General features: G+C 66.4%; 20 protein-coding genes. 8 read left to right on the top strand and 12 right to left on the bottom strand.

Going from position 1 to position 22,178, the window contains the following annotated elements:
- Positions 1 to 22 precede the first annotated feature (22 nt).
- The 6 genes from PUN51_RS00300 to PUN51_RS00325 form a co-directional block, all read right to left on the bottom strand.
- On the bottom strand, positions 23 to 1,060 hold the full coding sequence (locus PUN51_RS00300; RefSeq protein ID WP_159631547.1) for an ABC transporter permease: 1,038 nt from the start codon (positions 1,058 to 1,060) through the stop codon (positions 23 to 25).
- A 1-nt stretch (position 1,061) separates the two neighbouring features.
- The gene (locus tag PUN51_RS00305; RefSeq protein ID WP_159631546.1) at positions 1,062 to 2,153 is read right to left on the bottom strand and encodes an ABC transporter permease; all 1,092 of its coding nucleotides are present in this window, start codon (positions 2,151 to 2,153) and stop codon (positions 1,062 to 1,064) included.
- 127 nt (positions 2,154 to 2,280) lie between these two features.
- Positions 2,281 to 3,918, bottom strand: a complete 1,638-nt coding sequence (locus PUN51_RS00310; protein ID WP_224026534.1) for an ABC transporter substrate-binding protein — start codon at positions 3,916 to 3,918, stop codon at positions 2,281 to 2,283.
- 251 nt (positions 3,919 to 4,169) lie between these two features.
- The gene (gene mnmA, locus PUN51_RS00315; protein ID WP_275179535.1) at positions 4,170 to 5,303 is read right to left on the bottom strand and encodes a tRNA 2-thiouridine(34) synthase MnmA; all 1,134 of its coding nucleotides are present in this window, start codon (positions 5,301 to 5,303) and stop codon (positions 4,170 to 4,172) included.
- A gap of 151 nt (positions 5,304 to 5,454) precedes the next feature.
- Positions 5,455 to 6,684: a cysteine desulfurase family protein gene (locus PUN51_RS00320; protein ID WP_275179536.1), complete on the bottom strand. Its 1,230-nt coding sequence runs from the start codon at positions 6,682 to 6,684 to the stop codon at positions 5,455 to 5,457.
- A gap of 47 nt (positions 6,685 to 6,731) precedes the next feature.
- Entirely contained in the window at positions 6,732 to 7,391 is a 660-nt protein-coding gene (locus PUN51_RS00325) for a helix-turn-helix transcriptional regulator (RefSeq protein ID WP_275179537.1), read from the bottom strand.
- Positions 7,392 to 7,479: 88 nt separating this feature from the next.
- On the opposite strand from PUN51_RS00325, the gene PUN51_RS00330 reads away from it, so the two are divergent.
- Positions 7,480 to 7,902 (top strand): hypothetical protein, encoded by a 423-nt coding sequence (locus PUN51_RS00330; protein WP_275179538.1) that lies wholly within the window; start codon positions 7,480 to 7,482, stop codon positions 7,900 to 7,902.
- 102 nt (positions 7,903 to 8,004) lie between these two features.
- Here the strand turns inward: PUN51_RS00330 and PUN51_RS00335 are convergent, their stop codons facing one another.
- Positions 8,005 to 8,700 carry a hypothetical protein gene (locus tag PUN51_RS00335; protein ID WP_275179539.1) on the bottom strand — a complete coding sequence of 232 codons (696 nt, stop codon included), beginning with the start codon at positions 8,698 to 8,700 and terminating at the stop codon, positions 8,005 to 8,007.
- Between the two features lie 196 nt (positions 8,701 to 8,896).
- On the opposite strand from PUN51_RS00335, the gene PUN51_RS00340 reads away from it, so the two are divergent.
- The 4 genes from PUN51_RS00340 (at position 8,897) to PUN51_RS00355 (ending at position 12,016) form a co-directional block, all read left to right on the top strand.
- Positions 8,897 to 9,838 carry a J domain-containing protein gene (locus tag PUN51_RS00340; RefSeq protein ID WP_275179540.1) on the top strand — a complete coding sequence of 314 codons (942 nt, stop codon included), beginning with the start codon at positions 8,897 to 8,899 and terminating at the stop codon, positions 9,836 to 9,838.
- Positions 9,839 to 9,861: 23 nt separating this feature from the next.
- Positions 9,862 to 10,329, top strand: a complete 468-nt coding sequence (locus PUN51_RS00345; RefSeq protein ID WP_159631539.1) for a tRNA (cytidine(34)-2'-O)-methyltransferase — start codon at positions 9,862 to 9,864, stop codon at positions 10,327 to 10,329.
- A gap of 207 nt (positions 10,330 to 10,536) precedes the next feature.
- Positions 10,537 to 11,145: a sigma-70 family RNA polymerase sigma factor gene (locus PUN51_RS00350; RefSeq protein ID WP_224026539.1), complete on the top strand. Its 609-nt coding sequence runs from the start codon at positions 10,537 to 10,539 to the stop codon at positions 11,143 to 11,145.
- Between the two features lie 10 nt (positions 11,146 to 11,155).
- The gene (locus tag PUN51_RS00355) at positions 11,156 to 12,016 is read left to right on the top strand and encodes an anti-sigma factor domain-containing protein (RefSeq protein WP_224026540.1); all 861 of its coding nucleotides are present in this window, start codon (positions 11,156 to 11,158) and stop codon (positions 12,014 to 12,016) included.
- Between the two features lie 78 nt (positions 12,017 to 12,094).
- On the opposite strand, the gene PUN51_RS00360 is transcribed toward PUN51_RS00355, so the two are convergent.
- From PUN51_RS00360 to PUN51_RS00375, 4 genes are all read right to left on the bottom strand, one after another.
- Positions 12,095 to 12,874: a PIG-L deacetylase family protein gene (locus tag PUN51_RS00360; RefSeq protein WP_159631536.1), complete on the bottom strand. Its 780-nt coding sequence runs from the start codon at positions 12,872 to 12,874 to the stop codon at positions 12,095 to 12,097.
- Between the two features lie 4 nt (positions 12,875 to 12,878).
- Entirely contained in the window at positions 12,879 to 13,826 is a 948-nt protein-coding gene (locus PUN51_RS00365) for an electron transfer flavoprotein subunit alpha/FixB family protein (protein ID WP_224026541.1), read from the bottom strand.
- Between the two features lie 13 nt (positions 13,827 to 13,839).
- A complete protein-coding gene (locus PUN51_RS00370; RefSeq protein WP_275179541.1) occupies positions 13,840 to 14,631 on the bottom strand; it encodes an electron transfer flavoprotein subunit beta/FixA family protein in 792 nt (263 codons plus the stop codon).
- A 235-nt stretch (positions 14,632 to 14,866) separates the two neighbouring features.
- Complete coding sequence (locus tag PUN51_RS00375) at positions 14,867 to 16,450, bottom strand: S1C family serine protease (RefSeq protein WP_275179542.1); 1,584 nt, start codon at positions 16,448 to 16,450, stop codon at positions 14,867 to 14,869.
- Positions 16,451 to 16,732: 282 nt separating this feature from the next.
- Between PUN51_RS00375 and PUN51_RS00380 the strand changes: the two genes are divergently transcribed.
- From PUN51_RS00380 to PUN51_RS00390, 3 genes are all read left to right on the top strand, one after another.
- Positions 16,733 to 18,775: a TPM domain-containing protein gene (locus PUN51_RS00380; protein WP_275179543.1), complete on the top strand. Its 2,043-nt coding sequence runs from the start codon at positions 16,733 to 16,735 to the stop codon at positions 18,773 to 18,775.
- Between the two features lie 107 nt (positions 18,776 to 18,882).
- Positions 18,883 to 19,671 (top strand): PspA/IM30 family protein, encoded by a 789-nt coding sequence (locus tag PUN51_RS00385; RefSeq protein WP_159631531.1) that lies wholly within the window; start codon positions 18,883 to 18,885, stop codon positions 19,669 to 19,671.
- Positions 19,672 to 19,759: 88 nt separating this feature from the next.
- Positions 19,760 to 21,187: a cryptochrome/photolyase family protein gene (locus PUN51_RS00390; RefSeq protein WP_275179544.1), complete on the top strand. Its 1,428-nt coding sequence runs from the start codon at positions 19,760 to 19,762 to the stop codon at positions 21,185 to 21,187.
- A gap of 24 nt (positions 21,188 to 21,211) precedes the next feature.
- On the opposite strand, the gene PUN51_RS00395 is transcribed toward PUN51_RS00390, so the two are convergent.
- Positions 21,212 to 22,144: a cytochrome b/b6 domain-containing protein gene (locus PUN51_RS00395; RefSeq protein ID WP_275179545.1), complete on the bottom strand. Its 933-nt coding sequence runs from the start codon at positions 22,142 to 22,144 to the stop codon at positions 21,212 to 21,214.
- Positions 22,145 to 22,178 lie beyond the last annotated feature (34 nt).

The raw sequence follows: 22,178 nt of genomic DNA on the forward strand, positions 1-22,178 counted from the left end.
TTTTCGTAACCGGGCTTCTCACTCACGGGTTGCTCAATTCTGTTTCGGTGCCGGATCCATGGGGAACAGCAGGAGTGGCCGGTACGGCAGCGGCTGCCGCCTTGCGGCTGCTGCGCTTGCGGCCGCGGAGCCGCGGATCGTTGAGGTCGTTGATGCTTTCGCCCACGAGCGTCAGCCCGAGGACTGTCCACACGATGGCGAGGCCCGGGAACAGCCCGGTCCACCAGATGCCCGAGGTCGTGTCGGCCAGCGCCTTGTTGAGGTCAAATCCCCACTCGGCCGCCGAGCTCGGCTCAATGCCAAAGCCCAGGAAGCCCAGCCCTGCCAGGGTAAGGATGGATTCAGACGCGTTGAGCGTGAAAATCAGCGGCAGGGTGCGGGTGGCGTTGCGGTAGATGTGCCGGGTCATGATGCGGATGTTTGACGCGCCCACCACCTTGGCGGACTCGACGAAGGGCTCCGCCTTGAGCCGGATGGTCTCGGCACGGATCACCCTGAAGTACTGCGGGATGAACACCACCGTGATGGAAATGGCCGCGGCCAGGATTCCGCCGAACAGGCTGGACTGTCCACCACTGATGACGATTGCCATGACGATGGCAACCAGCAGTGACGGGAAGGCATAGATGGCGTCAGCCACGACGACCAGGACGCGGTCCAGCCACCCGCCGATGTAGCCGCTCACCAGGCCGAGGATGACCCCGGCGAAGATGGAGAGGACCACGGCCACGATGATGACCAAAAGTGCCGTCTGGGTACCCCAGATCACGCGGGACAGGACGTCGTAACCGCCCACCGTGGTGCCCAGGAGGTGTTTCCCGCCGGGGGCCTGCTGGGTGGGGAAGCTGCCGTCGGCATCCGAAAGCTGCGCGAAGCCGTAGGGCGCCAGCAGCGGTGCGGCCAGCGCGGTGAGCAGGAAGATGCCGGTGAGGACGAGCCCCACCACCAGCATGAACCGTTGCAGGCCGACGCTTTTGTTGAAGTGCGAAACAACCGGCAGCCGCCGGAACAGGGAAGCCCGCGGGTTGGCGACGGGTTCGAGAGTTGTATTGGCAGACATTTCAGTACCTCACGCGGGGATCGATCAGCGCGGCGATGATGTCCACGATGAAGTTGGTGACGGCGACGATGACGGCCAGCAGCACCACGATGCCCTGCACGGCGACGAAGTCGCGCGCCGTGAGGTAGTTGGCCAGCTGGAAACCAAGGCCTTTCCATTCAAACGTCGTCTCAGTCAGCACGGCGCCCCCGAGAAGGACGGCGATCTGCAGGCCCATGACCGTGATGATCGGAATCAACGCCGGTTTGTAGGCGTGCTTGGTCACCAGGCGGAACTCGCTGACACCGCGTGAGCGCCCGGCCTCCACGTAGTCCTTGCCGAGGGTACCGATGACGTTGGTCCGGACCAGGCGCAGGAAAACGCCGGCCGTGAGCAGACCCAGTGCCAGCGCCGGGAGGACCGCGTGGGACATGACGTCGCTGAAGGCGGCCATGTTTCCGCTGCGCAGGGCGTCCAGCCAGTAGATGCCCGTGGGCGCCTCCAGCGCGGTGAGGGACAGTTCGGTCCTGGTCCCTGCGCGGCCGGCGACCGGAAGCCAGCCCAGCCATACGGAGAACACCAGCTTGAGCAGCATGCCGGCGAAGAACACCGGGGTGGCGTAGAACAGGATGGCCAGGATCCGGAGCACTGCATCCGGCAGGTGGTCACGCCGGTGGGCGGCGACCATGCCCAGCGGGATGCCGACCAGCAGCGCCACGATGATGGCGTTGATGGAAAGCTCCAGCGTGGCGGACCCGTAGGTGGTGAGCATCTCGGTGACCTTGCGGTTGTCCGAAAGCGTCGTGCCGAAGTTCCCTGTGACCAGTTGGCCCAGGTATTCGAAGTACTGCACGAGCAGTGGCCGGTCGTAGCCGGCGGCATGGATCCTTTCCTGCAGCTGTTCCGGGGGCAGCCGGCCGCCCATGGCGGCGGTGATGGGGTCACCGGTGATCCGCATCAGGAAGAACACCATGGTGACGAGGATGAGGATGGTGGGGAAGATCAGCAGGAAGCGGACCAGGATGTACTGGCCCAGCCCGCCTCCTGTTTGCTTTTTCTTGGGCGGAAGGAGTGCGTCGGCGTCACTGGGTGGCGCGTCAATCAAAGTTGTCATCGGTACCTGGATTCGTGGTGACCGGGAGCCAGCAGTCCCCTCGTTGCTGGCTGATGACCGGCAAAAGGCGGGACACCGTTGCGGCGTCCCGCCTCTGGCCCGTCAGAGCCCGATGGGGGTGGAGTGCTTACTTGGACAGGACGCCAAGGCGGGTCTTGAAGGAGGGATCCAGGGTCTTCTCGACACCCTTGACGTCCTTCCCGGCCACCAGCAGCTGCGAGCCCTGCAGGAGCGGCAGCGTGGACAGGTCCTTGGCAACGGCCGTCTGGACGTCCCCGATCAGCTTCTGGCGCTCGGTCTTGTCCGGCGTGGTGAGCTGCTTCTGCACGAGGTCCGTGACGGTGGGGTTCTCGTAGTGGTTCTTCAGGAAGTTGCCGGGGATGAAGAACGGCGTGAGGTAGTTGTCCGCGTCCGAGTAGTCCGGGAACCAGCCCAGCTGGTAGACGGGGTAGGCGTCGGCGGTACGTGCCTTGGAGTAGGTCACCCATTCGGTGGACTGCAGGTCCACGGTGAACAGGCCCGACTTCTCCAGCTGCTCCTTGACCATGGCGTACTCGTCACCGGAGGACTTGCCGTAGTGGTCGGGGTTGTACTGCAGCTTCACGTTGACCGGGCCGGTGACTCCGGCGTCCGCCAGGGTCTTCTTGGCCTTGTCCAGGCTGGGCTTGCCGCTGCCGTCGCCATACAGGTCCTTCATCGGCTGGGTTGCACCAGGCAGACCATCGGGGACAACGGAGTACGCCGGGACATAGGTGCCCTTGTAGACCTGGTCGGAGATGGCCTGGCGGTCCACAATGTCAGCCATGGCCTGGCGGACGGCGAGTGCCTTCGCCGGGTTGGCTTCGGGAGTCTTGGCTCCGAAAGGCATGGTGTCGAAGTTGAAAACGATGTAGCGCAATTCGCCGCCCGGGCCCTTGTAGACCTTGACCTTGGAATCCTTATCCAGGTCCGCGGCGTCGGTTGCGGTCAGGCTGCGGCCGGCAACGTCAATGTTGCCGCCCTGGACATCCAGCTTGAGGTTGTTGGAGTCGGCATAGTACTTGATGACGGCACTGTCGTTGGCCGGCTTGCCCAGCAGTCCGTTGTAGTCAGCGTTGGCCTTGAGGCTGACAAGTTCGTTCTTTTTGTAGGAATCGATGGTGTAGGGGCCGGCAAAGGGCTTTCCGGCGACGATGTCCTCATCGCTCATCACCTTGTCCGCCGGGAAGACTTCCTCGTCGATGATGGGTCCGGTGTTGGTGCCCAGGACGCTGGGGAACACCTGGTCATTCCCTGCTTTGAGGTTGAACACCACGGTGGTGTCGTCCTTGACGTCAACGGACTTGAGGTTCGAGAGCAGGGACGCCGGCCCGTTGGGGTCGTCGATCTTCACCACGCGGTCGTAGGAGAACTTCACGTCCGAAGCGGTAAGCGCGTGACCGTTGGCGAACTTCAGGTTGGGCTTGAGCTTCACCGTGAACTCTGTGGGCGAGGTAAAAGACGCGGACTCAGCGATGTCCGGGCTGACTTCAGCCGAGCCGGGCTTGGAGTTCATCAGGAAGGGGTAGACCTGGTTCATCACCAGGAAGGATCCTGCGTCGTAGGAGCCGGCGGGGTCGAGGGTAACGACTTTGTCCGTCGTTCCGAAAGTGATGGCACCGCCACCGGCATTGCCGGTAGACGTTCCCCCGCCGCCGCCCGAGGGCCCTGTGCAGGCTGTCAGGGCCAGGGCGGAGATGCCTGCCAGCGCGATGGCGCGGTGCAGGGCCGTTGTGCTCTTGATCATCTGTGAACTTCTTTCCGATGAGTACGCGCACGCCCGCGGTCATAGGTTGATAGCCCCAGACGCCGGCGTGCAGTGCTGATCCCTAGATTGAATCAGAGAGTCAGCCCTCAGGACGGCCGTTTTTGTGAGTTCAAACACAAAATTTTCCTAAAAGTTACCCGGCGGAGCCCGGCAGCACCGTCAAGGGACGCCGCCCGGACACAGCAAAGCACCGCCACGGCAGAACCGTGGCGGTGCTGAAGGCGGATTGGTTACAGCGCGGCGCGCTGGAGCGAGCGGGCAGCGTCGATGGTGGCCTGCCCCAGCACGCGGCTGCCCTGGTAGAGCACTACCGTCTGGCCCGGCGCGACACCGCGCAGCGGCGCCACCAGACGGACCACCAACCGGGTTGCCGGGGCGCCGTCAGTGGAGGGCTCCATCCGCGCGGTGGCCGGAACCGGGTCCCCGTGCGCCCGGACCTGTGCGTAGCATTCGAACTCGGCGCCTGTCTCCACCTCGGCGATGGGCAGGCCCGCCCAGGAGACCTTGATGCCGCGGATCTCATCGATGGCCAGCAGCGCCTCGGGACCGACCACCACTTTGTTTTCCTTGGGCCGGATTTCCAGCACGAAGCGGGGCTTGCCGTCGGCGGCGGGGGTTCCGAGCTTGAGGCCGCGCCGCTGGCCGACGGTGAAGGCGTTGGCGCCGGGGTGCTCCCCTACCTTCGCGCCGGTTTCATCCACGATGTCACCCTGGGCCATGTCGATCTTCTCTGCCAGCCAGCCGGCGGTGTCGCCGTCGGGAATGAAGCAGATGTCGTGGCTGTCGGGCTTGTTGGCCACGGAGAGGCCCCGCCGTTCCGCTTCGGCGCGTACCTCGGCCTTGGACGGGGTGTCCGCCAGCGGGAACATGGAATGCTTGAGCTGCTCGTGGGTGAGGACGCCCAGGACGTAGCTCTGGTCCTTGGCCCAGTCCGCCGCGCGGTGCAGTTCCCGGTTGCCGTCAGCGTCCTCGATGACCTTGGCGTAGTGGCCCGTGCAGACGGCGTCGAAGCCCAGCGCGATGGCCTTTTCCAGCAGGGCTGCAAATTTGATGCGCTCGTTGCAGCGCATGCAGGGGTTCGGCGTCCGGCCGGCGGCGTATTCGTCAATGAAGTCCTGGACGACGTCTTCCTTGAAGCGCTCGGAGAAATCCCACACGTAATAGGGAATGCCCAGCACGTCGCAGGCCCGCCACGCATCCCGGGAGTCCTCGATGGTGCAGCAGCCGCGGCTGCCCGTGCGCAGGGTGCCCGGCATGCGCGAAAGGGCCAGGTGGACGCCGACGACGTCGTGCCCGGCTTCCACCGCGCGGGCGGCGGCAACGGCAGAATCAACTCCACCGCTCATGGCTGCTAGTACTCGCATGCTGGCTTTCTGTTGGGGGATGCCCGCTGCCCGGGGCCGTGCTGGACGTACCGGGGGCGGAAACGATCTTCGCCTATCCATTCTACGGCGGCAGGCAAATCAACCCGCTCCACACCCGGCGGAGCGGGCGCCGGGACGCGCCCGCCGGCGCTCAAGCGCCCGGGAAACCCTGCCGCGCCGCGGTGCCCGCGGTCTGGATGGAGGACTCGTGTCCGGCCATGCCGGCCTGGCGCGCCCGCGAATAAGCTTCGGGCAGCGCTGCAAGGAGGGCGTCGACGTCGGCCTCCGTGGAGGCGTGCCCCAGGCTGAACCGCTGGGCTCCGCGCGCCGTTTCCTCGTCCAGGCCCATGGCCAGCAGCACGTGGGAGGGGCGGGGCACCCCTGCCGTGCAGGCAGAACCCGTGGATGATTCGATGCCGGCAAGGTCGAGGAGGAACAGCAATGAGTCCCCTTCACAGCCCGGGAACGTGAAGTGCGCATTGCCCGGGAGCCGGCGGCCGCCGGGCGCTCCGCGGAGGACCGCCTCCGGAACACGTTCGCGGACGCCGTCGACCAGCCGGTCGCGCAGGGCTGCGATCCGGGCCGCCTCGGCGGCCAGCCCGGCTGCGACAGACTCCGCGGCGGCGGCGAAGGCAGCGATGGAGGCGGTGTCCAGCGTCCCGGAACGGACGTCGCGCTCCTGGCCGCCGCCATGCTGTACCGGGGTGAGTTTGACGGCCCGCCCCAGCAGGAGTGCGCCTACACCCACCGGTCCACCGATCTTGTGCCCGGAGATGGACATGGCATCCAGGCCGGAATCCTTGAAGTGCACCGGCACCGAGCCGAATGCCTGGACGGCGTCGGAGTGCACCGGAACGCCGGCGGCGTGCGCAAGTTCCACGATCTGCCGGATGGGCTGGATGGTGCCCACCTCGTTGTTTGCCCACATGACAGTCACCAGCGCCACGGCGCCGGGGTCACGCGAGAGCTCCTCTTCGAGGGCCTGGAGGTCAACAACGCCGTCACCGTCAACCGGCAGCCACGCCACGTCGGCGCCTTCGTGGCGTTCGAGCCATTCCACGGTGTCCAGGACTGCGTGATGTTCGACGGCGGAGCAGAGGATGCGCCGCCGCCTTGGGTCTTCTGCCACCCGGGACCAGTACATGCCCTTCACGGCGAGGTTGTCCGCCTCGGTGCCTCCGGAGGTGAAGATGACCTCCGAGGGATGGGCGCCGGCCGCGGCCGCGATGGCCTCCCTGGCGTCCTCGACGGCACGGCGCGCCCTGCGGCCGGAGCCGTGCAGCGATGAGGGGTTGCCGGTCCGTGCCAGTTCACGCGTCAAGGCAGCGAGCGCGGCACCGGAAAGCGGCGTGGTGGCGGCGTGGTCGAGGTAGGCGGGCATCCTCCAATTCTATCGCGGCCGGTTCCGGTGGCCGCCGCGTGGAGCGGTCAGCTCCCGCCGGTAATCCGTGCGCAGCAGTGGCCTGCAACGGGGACAACCCGGTCCTCGGCGCCGCCGCAGCCAACCGCAGCCCCCCGCAGGAAGGCGCCGTTCATGTCGCACACCACTGCCGCATGGGACCGCGACAGCCGGTGGAACGGGCAGTTGGGCAGCAGGTATCCCCCGTCCCCGTCGGGCTCCGGCTGATAGCCCGTTTCTGCCAGGAACTCTTCCAGGCCCGCGGAACCTTCTGCCAGTTCCCGGCCTTTCCGGAAGGCGACGGCGCGCAATGACTCCCCCACCGCCAATCCTTCGGCCTGGGTGGCCTCGATGGCCTCGGCCATCAGCTCCCCGGCGAGGTCGTAGTTCCGGTCCGGTACGGACGCTCCCACTTCACTTCCAACCGGCCGGTACATCTTGGCGGGACGACCTGACCCCGGACCGGTCCTGCCGGCGGGTTTGTGGAATTCCACGGCCAGCAGGCCGTCCTGGACCAGCCTGTCCAGATGGAAGGAGACGGTGCTGCGCGCCATGCCGGCAGTTTCGGCCACCTCGTCGCGTCCCAGCGGGCGGGGTGAGGCTGCGACCAGTTCAAAAAGCTGCAGCCTCTTGGCGTCGGTCAGCGACGCAACGGCAGCAATCCTGTCTGCCCAGGGAAGTCGGTACATGGCGCCTCCAATTCCAAAGTCAAGATGTCTTGATTATAGACCGTCAACTTTCTAAAATTGGCATACCTACTTTTAGAAGGAGAGCGCCATGAAATCAGCATCGGCAATGCGGGCCCAGCATGCGCCAGCCACCGTGCCGCCGGGGCGGCAGGCGTTCCTGCTGCTGCGTACCGTGTTCACCGTCGCACCGATCCTCTTCGGCCTGGACAAATTCACCAACATCCTCACGCACTGGACCATGTACCTGGCACCCCAGGCCACGGCCATCGTGCCGCTGCCGGCCCAAACCTTCATGTACATCGTGGGGGTCGTGGAAATCATCGCCGGCGTGGCCGTGGCGGTGCGTCCTAAATACGGCTCGTTGATCGTGGCCGCGTGGCTGGCCGGAATCATCATCAACCTGCTCCTGCTGGGCAGCTTCTACGACGTCGCGCTGCGTGACTTCGGGCTGTTGGTTGGCGCCTTGGCCCTCAACCGGCTGTCAGTGGGGACCAGCCGGACCACTGCGTAACTCCGCAGGCGTTTGCCGGGCGCAGGACATTGCAGCCACACAGACCCGCCGGCGGCTGAGCCCTCCAGCCGCCGGCGGTTTTGCGCCTGTCAACGCAGGGACTTACGCGGCCGGCGGCACCAGCGGCAGGTACCGGGCCACGTCCTGGCGGGCCGCGCCAAGTGTTGCCGCATCCGGACAGGACACCGACACGTAGGCCGATGACCCGGCAGTACCGAAAACCCTTGCCAGTAACGCAATGGCACGCCCGCCGGGGGCTGCCTGCTCCAGCGCCAGCACCTCCACGTTCCGGCCGGGAGCCTCCGGGGTACCACCCCACTGCAGGGTTGCCGTCTTCAAGTACGAGGGCTGGATGGTTGCGTCCAGGTACTGGAACAGGGCAACAGTGGACTCCCGGTCGTCACCGCGGACCAGCGCTGCCTGGCCGGTGGTGGCCCGTGCGGAAACGATGCAGCCATCGGCCTTGGCATATTGGCTGGCACCGGCCACGTTTTCCTTCGCCAGCTTCCAGCCCGGCGCACCTTTGAGGTCATCGGAGATTCCCACGGGCACTCCGGGAGCCAGGTCGCCGCCGGCAGCGAAGGGCATATCACGCGCTGCCACCGCCGCGGCATCATGGCCGGGGGTGATGGTGGGTGTGGCCAGCACCGGAGTGCCGGCGGGGGCGGCGGTGACGGAGGGATCCCGGATGTCAACGCTGCATCCGCTCAAAAGCACGGCCCCCAGGCAGCCGATCACCAGGGCCGCTCCCCCGTGCCATGCCCTGCCGGCCCGCTCCGCCGTCGTCGGCATCTCCATCTCCACTCCGTCACATCCCCTTCAACCGGTGTTCGCACCGCGCACGCACGAGTCTAGACTCCGGCTTTCCGGGAACCCACCAGCCCGGGATGTTCGTTGTCACCGCAGGCGCACCATCCATGCTGGCTAGACTGGGCGGGCGCTCCGCTTTCCCGCCGGGACTGAGGAAGCCGCGCACCAAGAGAAGGAAGATTGCTTGACCGAGAGCAGCAGCTCCCATTACCAGGTCCTTCGGGTGGCCGTCACCGCCACCGAGAAAGAAATCAAGGTGGCCTACCGCCGCGCGGCCAGGATGGCCCATCCGGACCACGGGGGCGACGCCGCAACGTTCCGCCGCGTAACCGCTGCCTATGAGACGCTGATCGATCCGCAGCGCAGGAAGGCGTACGACCGCTCCTACGGCGCGGGCACCGTCCGGGACGCTTCGTCCGACGACGGCGCCCACTTTGATGCCCCCGCCGCTGGAAGCCGGGCGTCCGCCACAGTCCGCCGGCCGGGCAACGTCAGGAATACAGCGGGGGACCCGCCCGTATACGTTCCCCCTTACGAGGGAAACGACGCTCCGCTCATCCCGCTGGCACAGGCGCGGCAGCAGGTTCACGGAATGCCTCGGAAACGGGGAATTTTCGGCGCCGAGGCCCGCATCCAGCGGGAAATGCGCACCGTGCAGCTGCTGACCCGGCAGGTGCTGCCGGCCATCCCCGCCGCCCGGCTGATCAACGGCCTGCAGTCGCCGGCGGACAACAACCACATCGACCACGCTGTCCTTTCCGGCTACCGGTTGGCCCTGGTCAACTCGATGCTCCTGCCCAAGGGCGCCTACGCCTGGGACGGACGGACCCTCAACCACGGGGGCCGCGCGGTGGCACCCCCGCAGCTCGCCCGGGTGGTGTGGGCCATGCAGGACATCTTTCCCGAGCTCAACGTCACGGGATGGACCGTGGTGCACAGCCCCGACGGCAACCTCCACGAGCCGGTGATCGATCACCACCGCCGCCCCGCAGGAGACCTGGAAACCGTCCAGATCGTCAATGCAGCGGGCATGGTGCGGGGCCTGAAGGAATTCCTGGCGTCCGGCCCGGCTCCCAACACGGTGAACATCCCGGTCCTGGCCAGGCTCCTGCGCGGCATGCACTGACCGCGGGTAGCTAGGATGGGGAGGTGTTCCGCATCCTTTTCCATGAACCTGAAATCCCCGGCAATACCGGCAACGCCATCCGCCTTGCCGCGATCACCGGCGCCGAACTGCACCTTGTGGAACCCCTGGGCTTCGACTTCTCCGACGCGAAACTGCGCCGCGCTGGGCTCGACTACCATGACCTCGCCGTCGTCACCGTGCACAAGACCATCGAAGACGCCTGGGAGCACCTGCAGCCCGAACGCGTCTACGCGTTCACTTCGGACGGCACCACCAGCTATACGGACATCGCCTACCGTCCGGGAGATGTGCTGCTCTTCGGCCGTGAATCAGTGGGCCTGCCGCCGGAGATGAAATCCGATCCCCACGTGACCGCCACGGTGCGCCTGCCCATGTTGCCGGCCCTCCGTTCCCTGAACCTGGCCAACGCCGCCTCCATCGCGGTGTACGAGGCCTGGCGCCAGCAGGGCTTCGCCGGCGCCAGGATCTAGCCCCGCCGGACACCGGTTCACGCCGGCACGGAAAAACTTGCCGGCCGCCCCATCCACCCTCCACGCGGCACCGAATGACTCTTGAAGACATTCGAGCGGACCAAGGAGCGGCAGGTGACCTTACTGGAGGCACGTTCCAGGCCAGACAACCGCAGTCGGCACGGCACTGCTGAGGATCCGTCGCCCGGAGACTTATGCTTGGACGTAATGGAAACTCCCAACGCGCCGAACTCCGAAGGCTCCGCCGCGGTGACCGACCCACCTGCAGACCTCAGCCAACGCCTCTCGGCCCTTTTGGCGGGGATTGCCCGCGAGGACCAGGCGGCTTTCGCCGAGTTCTACCAGCTCACGTCCCGCAGGGTCTTCGGCATGGCGCGCCGCGTCCTGATCGACCCCGAGCTCAGTGAGGACACCACCCAGGAAGTCTTCCTGCAGGTCTGGCAAAACGCTGCGAAGTTCGATCCGCAGGCAGGCAGCCCGTTGTCCTGGCTGATGACCATCTCGCACCGCCGCGCGGTGGACAAGGTCCGCTCGTCGCAGTCCTCCACGGACAGGGAAGCCAAGTACGGTGCCAGTACGCAGGAGATCGATCACGACAGCGTGTCCGATGAGGTGGGCAGCAGGCTGGAGGCCGAGGCGGTGGTCCGCTGCCTGGGGACGCTGACCGAAACCCAGCAGGAGTCCGTGCGCCTGGCTTACTACGGCGGCCTCACCTACCGGGAAGTCGCAGAACGGCTGAACGCAGCAGTGCCCACTATCAAGTCCCGCATCCGCGATGGACTGATCCGATTGAAGACCTGTTTGGGGGTGAGTTGAGATGAGTGGAATGGATGAAAGCCGCGACGGCATGTCACGTGCCTTCGGGGACACCGTGGCCATGGACATTGCTGCCGGCCGCGCCGTCGACCTTGCTGAGCTCTACGCCCTGGATGCGGTCACGGAGCAGGAACGCGAAGCCATCGACCGTTACATCTCGACTGCCCCGGAAACGGAACGCCGGGCCTTCCTTGAGCGTGTCCGCCAGTCCCGGGAGGCCTTGGTCCGCACGTTCCGTGCAGAGGAGGAACCGCCGTCGGACCTGTTCCAGCGGATTGTCGCCCAGCTTCCCGCCCAGTTCCCCGGGCAGGACGGCCTGACTGGCGGAGGCGCACAGGCACCGGCCGGCAGTACGGCACTGCCTCCCCGGCAGGGGCCACAGGACGAACTGGCGGAGGCCCGGAAGCGCCGGGAGCAACGCCGGGGCGGATCCGGCACGCGCCGGTGGCTGGTGGGCGTGGCAGCGGCAGCAGCCATCGCCCTGGGTGGAGTAGGCGTGGGCGCGTACATGGCTGACCAGAACGATCCCGTCAACCAGGTGGCCAGGGCCAACGACCTGCGTGAGGCCTCCGTGAACGTCGTGGGCGGCGGCAAGGCAACCCTCCTGATCTCCGCGTCCGAGGACGCAGCCGTGGTGAAGATGAGCGGTGTGCCCGCTCCCCCGGCCGGCAAGGTCTACCAGATGTGGCTGATACCCAAGGACGGCTCCGCTCCGGTGTCGCAGGGCCTGATGGACGAGCAGGCGCTGTCCAAGCCTGCCGTGGTCCAGGGCATCCACTCGGCGGCATCGCTGGGCATCACTGTCGAGCCTGCAGGCGGATCCAAGGCACCGACGCTGCCGACGGTGGCGGCGGCCCCGCTGGGCGCGTAGCACCCGCAGTAACCGGAAACGCCTCAACCCAAAACGCCCCGTTCCTGCCACCGGAAGGAACGGGGCGTTTGGTTTAACTCAGAATCCCGCGATGGTGCCGGGCCCATTGATTGCCACCACATGGAACGCCTCCGCGCTGCGCCCCTCAGGGAAGCCGGCCCTGCCGGCGTTCAGGTGCATGCCCTGGCGGACGGTGGCCTCCATGGCCTCCACGTCCGGGTGCTGGCTCACATGGACGTGGATGGCGGCGAGCTTGGCTTCCACCTGGCCGGTGACGTCGACGAAGTGGTTTTCCCGTTCCCCGGGGCCGGCGTAGAGCCACAGCCACGGCAGCTTGTACGCTTCCAGGCCTGCTTCCGCCAGTTCCGGGTAGGCAAACGGGTTTTCGAGGGCCGGGTACACCGCCCGGGTCACCGCCTCCCCCACGGCCAGGTGGTCAGGATGGCTCTTTTGGATCCTTTCCCAGTTCCGTTCCGGGTGCATGGCAAGGACGACGTCGGGACGGATCTCGCGGATCAGCCGCACCACCCCTTTCATCACCTCGTGCGAGGCCTCGAGGTACCCGTCACGCTGGTGGAGGTAGTGGATGTCGGTGACGCCCACCAGTTCCGCCGCCCGGCGCTGCTCGGCGTCGCGCATCGCGATGATGTCGGCGCGGTGGGCGGGGTCGAAGCCGCCCGCGTCGCCGTCGGTCATGATGCAGTAACTCACCTGCACGCCCGCTGCCGTCCACGCGGCGATGGTACCGGCAGCGCCGAAGTCGATGTCGTCAGGATGTGCCGCAAAACAGAGCACCCGCCCAACCCGGTGGATATCCGGGTTGAACGGGCTCTGTGCCTGCTCGTGGGAGGCAGTCAAAGAATCAGCCTTTTCGTTTCTTGATCTCGGCGGTGGCCTGCGGCAGCACGTCGAACACGTCGCCGATGATCCCGAAGTCGGCGATCTCGAACACCGGCGACTCCGCGTCCTTGTTGACCGCAACAATGACCTTTGACGTCTGCATGCCGGCTTTCTGCTGGATGGCGCCGGAAATGCCTGCCGAAATGTAAAGCTGCGGGGAGACGGTCTTACCGGTCTGCCCAACCTGCGCGTCATGGCTGATCCATCCGGCATCCGTGGCGGCACGCGATGCACCTACGGCGGCGCCGAGGGCATCGGCCAGTTCCTCGACGGGGCCGAAGTTTCCGTCCATGCCGCGTCCACCGGCCACCACGATGCGGGCATCGGTGAGGTCGGGACGGCCGCTGGCCACCTTCTGCTCCCGCGCGGTGATCCTGGCCGCGGCCGCTACTGCCGGTACCTCCACGGTGGCGGTCTCCGGGCTGGTGGCGGCGGGAGCCGGTTCCGGAGTGACGTTGTTGGCTTTGAGGGTCAGCACGGACACAGGAGTGGTGGCCTTGCAGGCGGTGTTGTAGGAGCCGGCAAGGACGGACTTGTGCGCGGTGCCGTCCGGATCCACGGCGACGACGTCGGTGATGACGCCGGCATTCAGGCGGATACCCAGCCGTGCCGCTATTTCCTTGCCTTCCGGCGAGTTGTCCAGGAGCACGATGCCGGCGCCGCTGCTTTCAGCCGCGGCGGCCAGGTAGGCCGCTTTGGGCGCCACCAGGAAGTCGTCCAGGTCATCCGTTGCCGGACGCAGGATGGTTCCCACGCCGTACTCGGCAAAGGTGGCGGCGGCGGCGTCGGACAGGTCTCCGTTGAGCGCCACGGTGCTCTCGCCGAGGGAACGCGCCAGGGTCAGCAGCTCGAGGCTGCTCTTCTTGAGCGAGGCGCCGGGGTTATCGATGAATACAAGTACTTTTGCCATGTCGGTGTCCTTCTTAGAGCAGCTTCTGGGCGGCCAGGAAGTCAACCAGCTTGATGCCGGCGTCGCCTTCGTCGGTGATGATGGTGCCTGCAGTCCTGGGCGGCCGCTCTTCCGCACTGGTCACGGTGGTCCAGGAACCGGCGAAGCCCACCTGGGCGGGGTCCACCCCGATATCGGCCAGGGACAGCGTGCTGATGCTCTTGCGCTTGGCGGCGATGATGCCCTTGAAATTGGGGTACCGCGGCTCGTTGATCTGGTCCGTCACGGACACAACGGCGGGCAGCGGCGCCTCCACCGTTTCGGAGGAGGTGTCGGCATCGCGGCGGGCCGTCAGCCGGCCGCCGTCGACCTCCAGCGTGGAAGCGAACGTCACCTGCGGCAGCCCAAGCCGCTCGGCCAGCTGCGCCGGAACAAGCGAGGTCTCGCCGTCGGTGGATGCCATGCCGGTGATGACCAGGTCCACGGCACCCAGGTGGCGGACCGCGGCTGCAAGCGCAAGCGAGGTTGCCGCGGCGTCGGAACCGGCCAGGGCGTCGTCCGTGAGGTGGACCCCCTCGGTGGCGCCCATCTGCAGCGATTTCTTGACCGCGTTGACGGCTCCTGCGGGCCCCATGCTCAGGGCGATGACCTGGTTGCCCGCCTTGCTTCCGCCGCGTGCCTCCACCAGTTGCAGTGCTGCCTCGAGCGCGTATTCGTCAAGCTCGGACAGGATGCTTTCGTCGCGGTCCGCGGTATTGCCCTCCCCGTTGAGGTGACGGTCGAACTGGGCGTCCGGTACATGTTTGACCAGGACTACGATCTTCAATGTCTCTTCCACTGTTTCTACAGCAGCCTTCCATGCTTGTGGACAGCCAGCCGGGTGGGACATGGCCGCGAAATGCCCGGCAGGCGGGTAAACCCTAGCTAACCATATCGGCGCGTCCCGGCGCCCTCTTCCGTTAACGCCTGTGTCAGGCTTTTTCCAGGACATGGCGACGGCGGCGCCCCCTCAGGTGGGGACGCCGCCGTCGTCATGTGCCTGGCGTTGATGCTGCCCTGCGTCAGCTGGCTGCAGCACCCAGCGTGACGTCGAACGTCTGCTCGCTGCCGCCGCGCTGGACGGTGATCTTCACCTTGGAGCCCGCAGGCTGTTCACGCACGGCCGCGGTCAGCTGGTTCGGTTCGCCGATGGTGAGGTCGTTGAACTTCGTGATGACGTCGCCAACCTTGATGCCGGCCTTGCCTGCCGCTGAATTGGGGTCAACGGTGGCCACGTCGGCTCCCACCGAGAATTCGGAGGACCCGCCCGCAGAGGCCTTGGCCTTGACGCTGACGCCGAGCTGCCCGTGGGATGCCTTGCCGCTGTCGATGATTTCCTGCGCCACCCGCTTGGCGTTGTTGATGGGGATGCTGAACCCAACGCCGATGTTGCCGCTTTGGGACGTTGACGTGCCGGACCCGGCGGATGCGATGGCCACGTTCACGCCGATGATCTCGCCCTTGCTGTTCACCAGGGCGCCGCCGGAGTTACCGGGGTTGATGGCGGCATCGGTCTGGATCACGTTGATGGCGATGGAGCCCTCGCTGGAGCTTTGCTGGCTCTGGCCGCCGCCGGGAGGGGCGAACTGGAATCCCTGGTCACCGCCCTGGCTGTTGTCACCGCCCTTGGGCGCTGCGGACGATGCCACGCTGATGGTGCGGTTGAGGGTGGACACGATGCCGTCCGTGACCGTTCCGGTCAGGCCGAGCGGGGAACCGATGGCAATGGCGGTGTCGCCAACGTTGAGCTTGGAGGAATCACCGAGCGTGGCAGGGGTGAGTCCTGACGTGTCGTCAACCTTGATGACGGCGAGGTCGGACAGCGGGTCGGTGCCCACCAGCTTTGCCGGCAGGACCTTTCCGTCGCTGGTGCGGATTTCCAGGGTGGCATTGGCAGTCTGGCCATCGAGGGTCACCACGTGCGTGTTGGTCAGGATGTGCCCCTGGTCGTCCAGGACGATGCCGGAACCGGTGCCCCCGGAGCTGCCGCTGGTGGCGCTGATGGTGACGACGCTCGGCGAGGCCTTCACGGCGGCAGCGGTGATGGCGTTGACATCGTCCTTGTTGTTGACGATGACAGTGCCGGGCTGGTTGCTGCTGCCGACGGTCGAGGTGCTGGACCCGGTGTTGCCAAACAATTCACCGGCACCAACCGTTGCCACTCCGCCGCCCACGAGCCCTGCTGCGAGGATGCTTGCCACCAGGGTACCGACGCCGAAGCTTGCCTTCCGGCGCGGGGCATCCTTGGGGTTAGGCGCGAGGCCGACACTTCCATTGGGCGCCCCTTGGCCTCCGCCAGGCATGGGGTGGCCGTGCTGGTCCTGCGGCTGGCCATAATGTCCGGACTGGCCGTAGAAAGGCTGCCGCTGGGGGTAGACGGGGCGGGGTGCGCCCGGCAATTCCTGGGTTTCATGCGGCCCTGCGGGGCTGTGCTGCCGGTCCCCTGCGTTGTAGCCACGCTCCTCTCCGCCGGTGGCTCCGCCATTCCCATACTGAGCAGGTGCCGGGCGGTCTCCGGGCTGCTGCGGGCCCTGCTGCTGCCACGGGCTCCGGCTGTCCCCCTGGTTGTCCTCCGGGACCGGCCCTGGGGTTTGATTCTCAGTCATGGGACTTCCTTTCATGCTCGTCTGCCATTAACTATGACCCGTCCCGCTGGAACAAGCTCGGATGTTTGCTGAAAGCTTCCTGAATGCCGGGCCGATGGCTGTTGCGCCGCCGGAGCGTTTCGCTGGCGGCATATTCGGCCGCATGGACTGGCTGTGGGGTGCACCATAGAATCAAGATGAATTGCCACAGCGACCTGCGGCTTCACACCAAGCGTGGGGGCGCTGCTGGATTCGACGACTGATTCGTCCCGAATCGGTGTCAGGCGTGCTGAAGGGTTGCACATGCGGTCAAAGTTCAAACGTATCCTCGCCGTGATCGGCCTTGCCGGGCTGCTGGCGGTACCCGCCGGCGCCGCCTGGGCCGACGACCCGGTAACCATTCCCTCCGGGACCAACATTGTTGATAACGCCAACGTGCTGGGCAGCCGGAAGGGTGAGGTCCAGGATGCGATCCAGAAGCTGCTGAAGGACCACAAGTACAACCTCTACGTGGTCACGGTAAAGTCCTTCGACAACCCCTCCGACCCCACGGCCTGGAGCCAGGCTGTGGCCAAGACCAAGGGTATGGGCAAGGCGGACGTCATCCTTGCCATCGCCACCGACCAGGGCAAGTACTACTTCTCCCCCAATTCGGCCAGCGCCATCTACTCCAAGCGCTCCAACATCACCCAGAATGCGGTGGTGGCCAACCTCGCAGGTGGCAAGAAGGACTACGCGCAGGCAGCCATTGACACCGCCTCCGCCGTGGGCGACGCCGCCGGCGGCGGCAGCGGCAACGTCTCTTCCGGTAATGGCGCCGGAGCCGGCCTCCTGGTGGGTGCAGGCGTGGTGGTCGCCGGAGGCGGCGCCTACCTGTACTTCCGCAACCGCCGGAAGAAGGCCGCCGGCCAGGTGGCCTCCAGCGGAAGCTACGGCCCCCAGGGCGCCGAACTCGATCCGCTGGCATCCCTCAGCGTGGAGGAACTTCGGCGGAAGAGCGGTTCCCTGCTGATCGAAGCGGATGATGCCATCAAGTCCAGCGAGCAGGAGCTCGGCTTCGCCCAGGCGCAGTACGGTGATTCCGCGGTCGGAAACTTCACCAAAGCCTTGGCGGAAGCGAAGGCCCACATGACGGAGTCCTTCAAGCTGCAGCAGCAGCTCGATGACCACATCCCGGATACCGAAGAGCAGCAGCGGACCTGGCTGGGTGAGATCATCCGCCGCTCCGAGGCCGCGCTCGAGTCCCTCCAGGAGCAGAAGGCGGACTTCGACTCCCTGCGCGAGCTGGAGAAGAACGCCCCGCAGGCCCTGGCAGCCGTCAACGCCGGAGCCCGCGAGGCCGACGGCAAGATCTCCAGCGCCGAACAGTCCCTGCAGGAAATGCGGTCCAAATACGCGGACAGCGCGCTGGCACAGGTTTCGGACAACATCGTGCAGGCCAAGGAACGGCTCGCCTTTGTGCAGAATGCGTCCGAAACCGCCCAGCAGAAGCTCGGTTCGGGCGAAGGCAGCCTGGCTGCCGTGGCCGTCCGTGCGGCCGAGGAAAGCCTGCACCAGACCAACGTCCTCCTGGATGCCATTTCCAAGGTCGCCACCAACCTCGACGAGGCCCGCAACGGCCTGGAAGCCGCCGTCGTGGACACGTCCCAGGACCTTGCCCAGGCGAAGGCAATGATCCAGTCCGGCACCCACGCGGAGCTGGCCGGCCCCGTGGCCGCGGTGGAGGCTGCACTGGCACAGGTGAAGACCGAAATCCAGGGCGGCAGGATCGACCCCATCGCCACCCTGCAGCGGGTGGAAACCGCACACCAGTCCCTGGACCAGGCCCTGACCGGCATCCGCGACCAGCAGGAGCAGGCCCGCCGCGCGCAGGCATCCCTGCAGCAAACCATCATGTCGGCCCAGGCCCAGATCAGCGCCACCTCCGACTACATCACCGCCCGCCGCGGCGGCGTGGGCACCGAAGCACGCACCCGGCTGGCCGAGTCCCAGCGGAACCTCGACTACGCCCTGTCCATCGCCCGCACCGATCCCGTCACCGCCCTCACCTATGCGCAGCAGGCCCACGCTCTGGCCGCCCAGGCCGCGCAGCTGGCCCAGGCCGACGTGGACCACTTTGACGGCTACGCAAACCAAGGCTTCGGCCGCGGCGGCATGTTCGGCGGCGGAGGCGGCGGCGGCCTCGGCGGTGCCATCCTGGGCGGCATCCTGATCAACTCCATCCTCAACGGGGGCCACGGAGGCTGGGGCGGCGGTGGCGGCTGGGGTGGTGACTCCGGCGGCTTCGGCGGCGGCGGCGACTTTGGCGGCGGCGACTTCGGTGGCGGCGACTCCGGCAGTTTCTAGAGACTTCCGCCGGATACGCCGGAAGATCCCGGCGGGCGGACAGACGCAGTACACCACTGTGCACCGGTTCCAGTGGTCAACACAGAGCAGGACGAAAGGCAAACACCATGGTTAAGCAGTCCATTTTCGGCCGGATCGCGCAGCTGGCGAAGGCGAACATCAACTCCTTGCTGGACAACGCCGAAGATCCGCAGAAGATGCTGGACCAGATGGTCCGCGACTACACCAACAACATCGCCGAAGCCGAGTCCGCCGTGGCGCAGACCATCGGCAACCTCCGGATGCTGGAAGACGACTACAACGAGGACATCAACAACGCCCGCGACTGGGGCAACAAGGCACTTGCCGCCTCCCGCAAGGCTGACGAGTTCCGCGCGGCCGGCGACGTAGCCGACGCCGAGAAGTTCGACAACCTGGCAAAGGTGGCCCTGCAGCGCCAGATGGCGGCCGAAAGCGAAGCCAAGGGCGCAGAGCCGAGCATCGCCTCCCAGCGCGAGGTAGTGGACAAGCTGAAGACCGGCCTGGACCAGATGAAGAACAAGCTCAACCAGCTGACCAGCAAGCGCAACGAGCTTGTTGCCCGGTCCAAGACGGCAGCGGCACAGTCACAGGTCCACGACGCCATCAAGAGCATCGACATCATGGACCCCACCAGCGAGGTGGGCCGCTTCGAGGAAAAGATCCGGCGCGAAGAGGCCAAGGTCCGCGGGCAGCAGGAGCTTGCAGCCTCCAGCCTGGACGCCCAGTTCAACCAGCTGGAGGACCTGGGCGAGCAGACGGAGATCGAAGCCCGGCTGGCGGCCCTCAAGGCCGGAAACTCCAAGCCTGCCCTGGGCGCCGCAAGCCCCGCATCGTCCGAATCGACCGTCGACGAGGCCGACTTCGACAAGCTCTAAAGTTCGGGGCACCGCCTCCAGCTGAAGACGCAATGGCCGGGACCGTGGTCCCGGCCATTGCTCCGTCCGCTGTGTGTAGCGTGGTGCCATGACTTCTTCTGATGGAACGTCCCTGGTTTGGCTGCGCGATGACCTGAGGTTGGACGACAACCCTGCCCTCGCAGAGGCCGCCGGCCGGGATGCGCCGCTGACAGTGGTTTACATCCTGGACGAGGAGTCCGACGGCGTGCGTCCCCTCGGTGGGGCAGCGCGCTGGTGGCTGCACCACTCCCTGGCCGCACTGTCCGCCGACCTCGAAAGCAAGGGATCCCGCCTGGTACTCCGGCGTGGTCCCGCCGGCAACATCATCAGGGACCTTGCCATCCGGACGAAGGCAAGCCACCTTTTCTGGAACCGCCGTTACGGGCAACCCGAACGGACAATCGACGCCGGGCTCAAGGACTGGGCGGCCGGGAACGGGATCGAGGCCGCCAGCTACCAGGCGAACCTCCTCTTCGAGCCCTGGACAGTGAGGACCGGGGCGGGCGGACCCTACAAGGTGTATTCGCCCTTCTGGCGCGCGTGCCTGGCATCCCAGGACATCCGTGACCCCTACGAGGCGCCGGATGCGCTGCCCGGTCCCGCGCCTGCCGGGAAGGGCCTGCCCGGCAGTGACACGCTCAGCAGCTGGCAGCTCCTGCCCTCCAAACCCGACTGGAGCGCCGGGCTGGCCGCCACGTGGGTGCCCGGCGAAAAAGGGGCCCAGGAGCGGCTTGAGGACTTCCTTGACGGTCCCATCGAGGAATACGGCACAGGCCGGAACCTGCCTGGAACCGAGGGCACCAGCCGGCTCTCACCACATTTGCGCTTCGGTGAGGTGAGCCCGTTCCGCGTGTGGCGCGAGATTCGCCGCCGGCATCCCCGCAACGTTCCTTCCGACGTCGGCACCTACCGGGCCGAACTGGGCTGGCGGGAATTCAACTGGCACCTGCTGTACCACAACCCCGACCTGGCGACCCGGAACTTCCGGCCCGCCTTCGACAACTTCCAGTGGGCCTCCCCCAGCCGGCAGGAGCTCGCCGCGTGGCAGCAGGGAAACACCGGCTACCCGCTGGTGGACGCCGGAATGCGGCAGCTGTGGCAGACAGGCTGGATGCACAACCGGGTGCGCATGGCCGCCGCGTCATTCCTGGTCAAGAACCTCCTGACCGACTGGAGGGTCGGGGAGGAATGGTTCTGGGACACCCTAGTGGATGCCGATGCCGCGAACAACCCCGCCAACTGGCAGTGGGTGGCCGGCTCGGGGGCGGATGCCTCGCCCTACTACCGGATCTTCAACCCGGTGACCCAAAGTAAGAAGTTCGACGCCGACGGCCGCTACCTGAGGGCGTTCATCCCCGAACTCCGGGAGCTCAAAGGCAAGCAGATCCACGAACCGTGGGCGGCGGACACCGATGGATACCCCCAGCCGCTCGTGGACCTGCCCGAGTCGCGGGAACGGGCCCTGGACGCCTACCAGAAGCTCAAGGACGCCTGACGCCGCCCTGGTGGCGCCGCTCCGTCAGCGGCTGACCTTGCCCATCAGGGACGCGATGGGCCTCAGGAAGACCGGCCGGGCCAGGAACCAGGCCGCCACCATGACCGCCACGGAGGCGAGGAATACCCAGAAGCCAAACCAGCCGTCGTCGTCGCGGACCCCGTACATGTGGTTCAGGTTCCGCAGTGCGCCCGTGGCGAGCACCAGGAAGACGTGGACCACGATGAAGGCAACAAAATAGATCATTACCGGGAAGTGGACGGCACGGGCCCATTCAATGGGGAACGCCTTGTTGAGGCCGGCTGCCTTCTTCGGCCAGGCTCCGGACATCCGCAGGCCCGTGATGAACGACAGCGGCGCTGCGATGAAGACGGTCACGAAGTATGCCAGCAGCTGCAGGGCGTTGTAGTTGATCCAGCCGTCCTCGGTGGGCCAGTCCAGCGACGCGTACTGCAGCGCGGCTGACAGCGCGTTGGGGAAGACGTCCCAGCTGGTGGGGACGATGCGCATCCACTGCCCGGTGGCCAATAACAGGACCGCGAAGATGAGCCCGTTGAGGATCCAGAGGGCATCCAGGGTCAGGTGGAACCACAGTTCGAGGCTGATCTTGGTGGGCGCGTTCCTGGTGCGGATCAGGCCTTTGTTGTTCCTGGTCCAGTACCCGCTGGGGCGGGTGGTGGTCCGGACCTGCCACCCCGTGCGGATGATCAGGAGCAGGAAGAACGCATTGAGGAAGTGCTGCCAGGCCAGCCAGGCGGGGAATCCTACGGGCGCGTTGTCCGGAAGTTCGGACCGGCCCGGGTAGTCGGCGACAAAGGACGCCACGGCCGGCAGCCCAATGAGCAGCCTGGCCACCAGCACAACCAGGACCAGTGCCACGAGGACGGCGGGAACCATCCAGTAAAGCCGGGACCGCTTACCCGTCGCGGAGCCGGGCTTCTTCGTGGGTGTGGCCATCGAACAACATACCTCTCAGGAATGACGGGGGGCT

Origin of the sequence: Arthrobacter sp. NQ4, assembly GCF_029077345.1 — a bacterium.
In the GTDB taxonomy this organism is placed as follows: domain Bacteria; phylum Actinomycetota; class Actinomycetes; order Actinomycetales; family Micrococcaceae; genus Arthrobacter.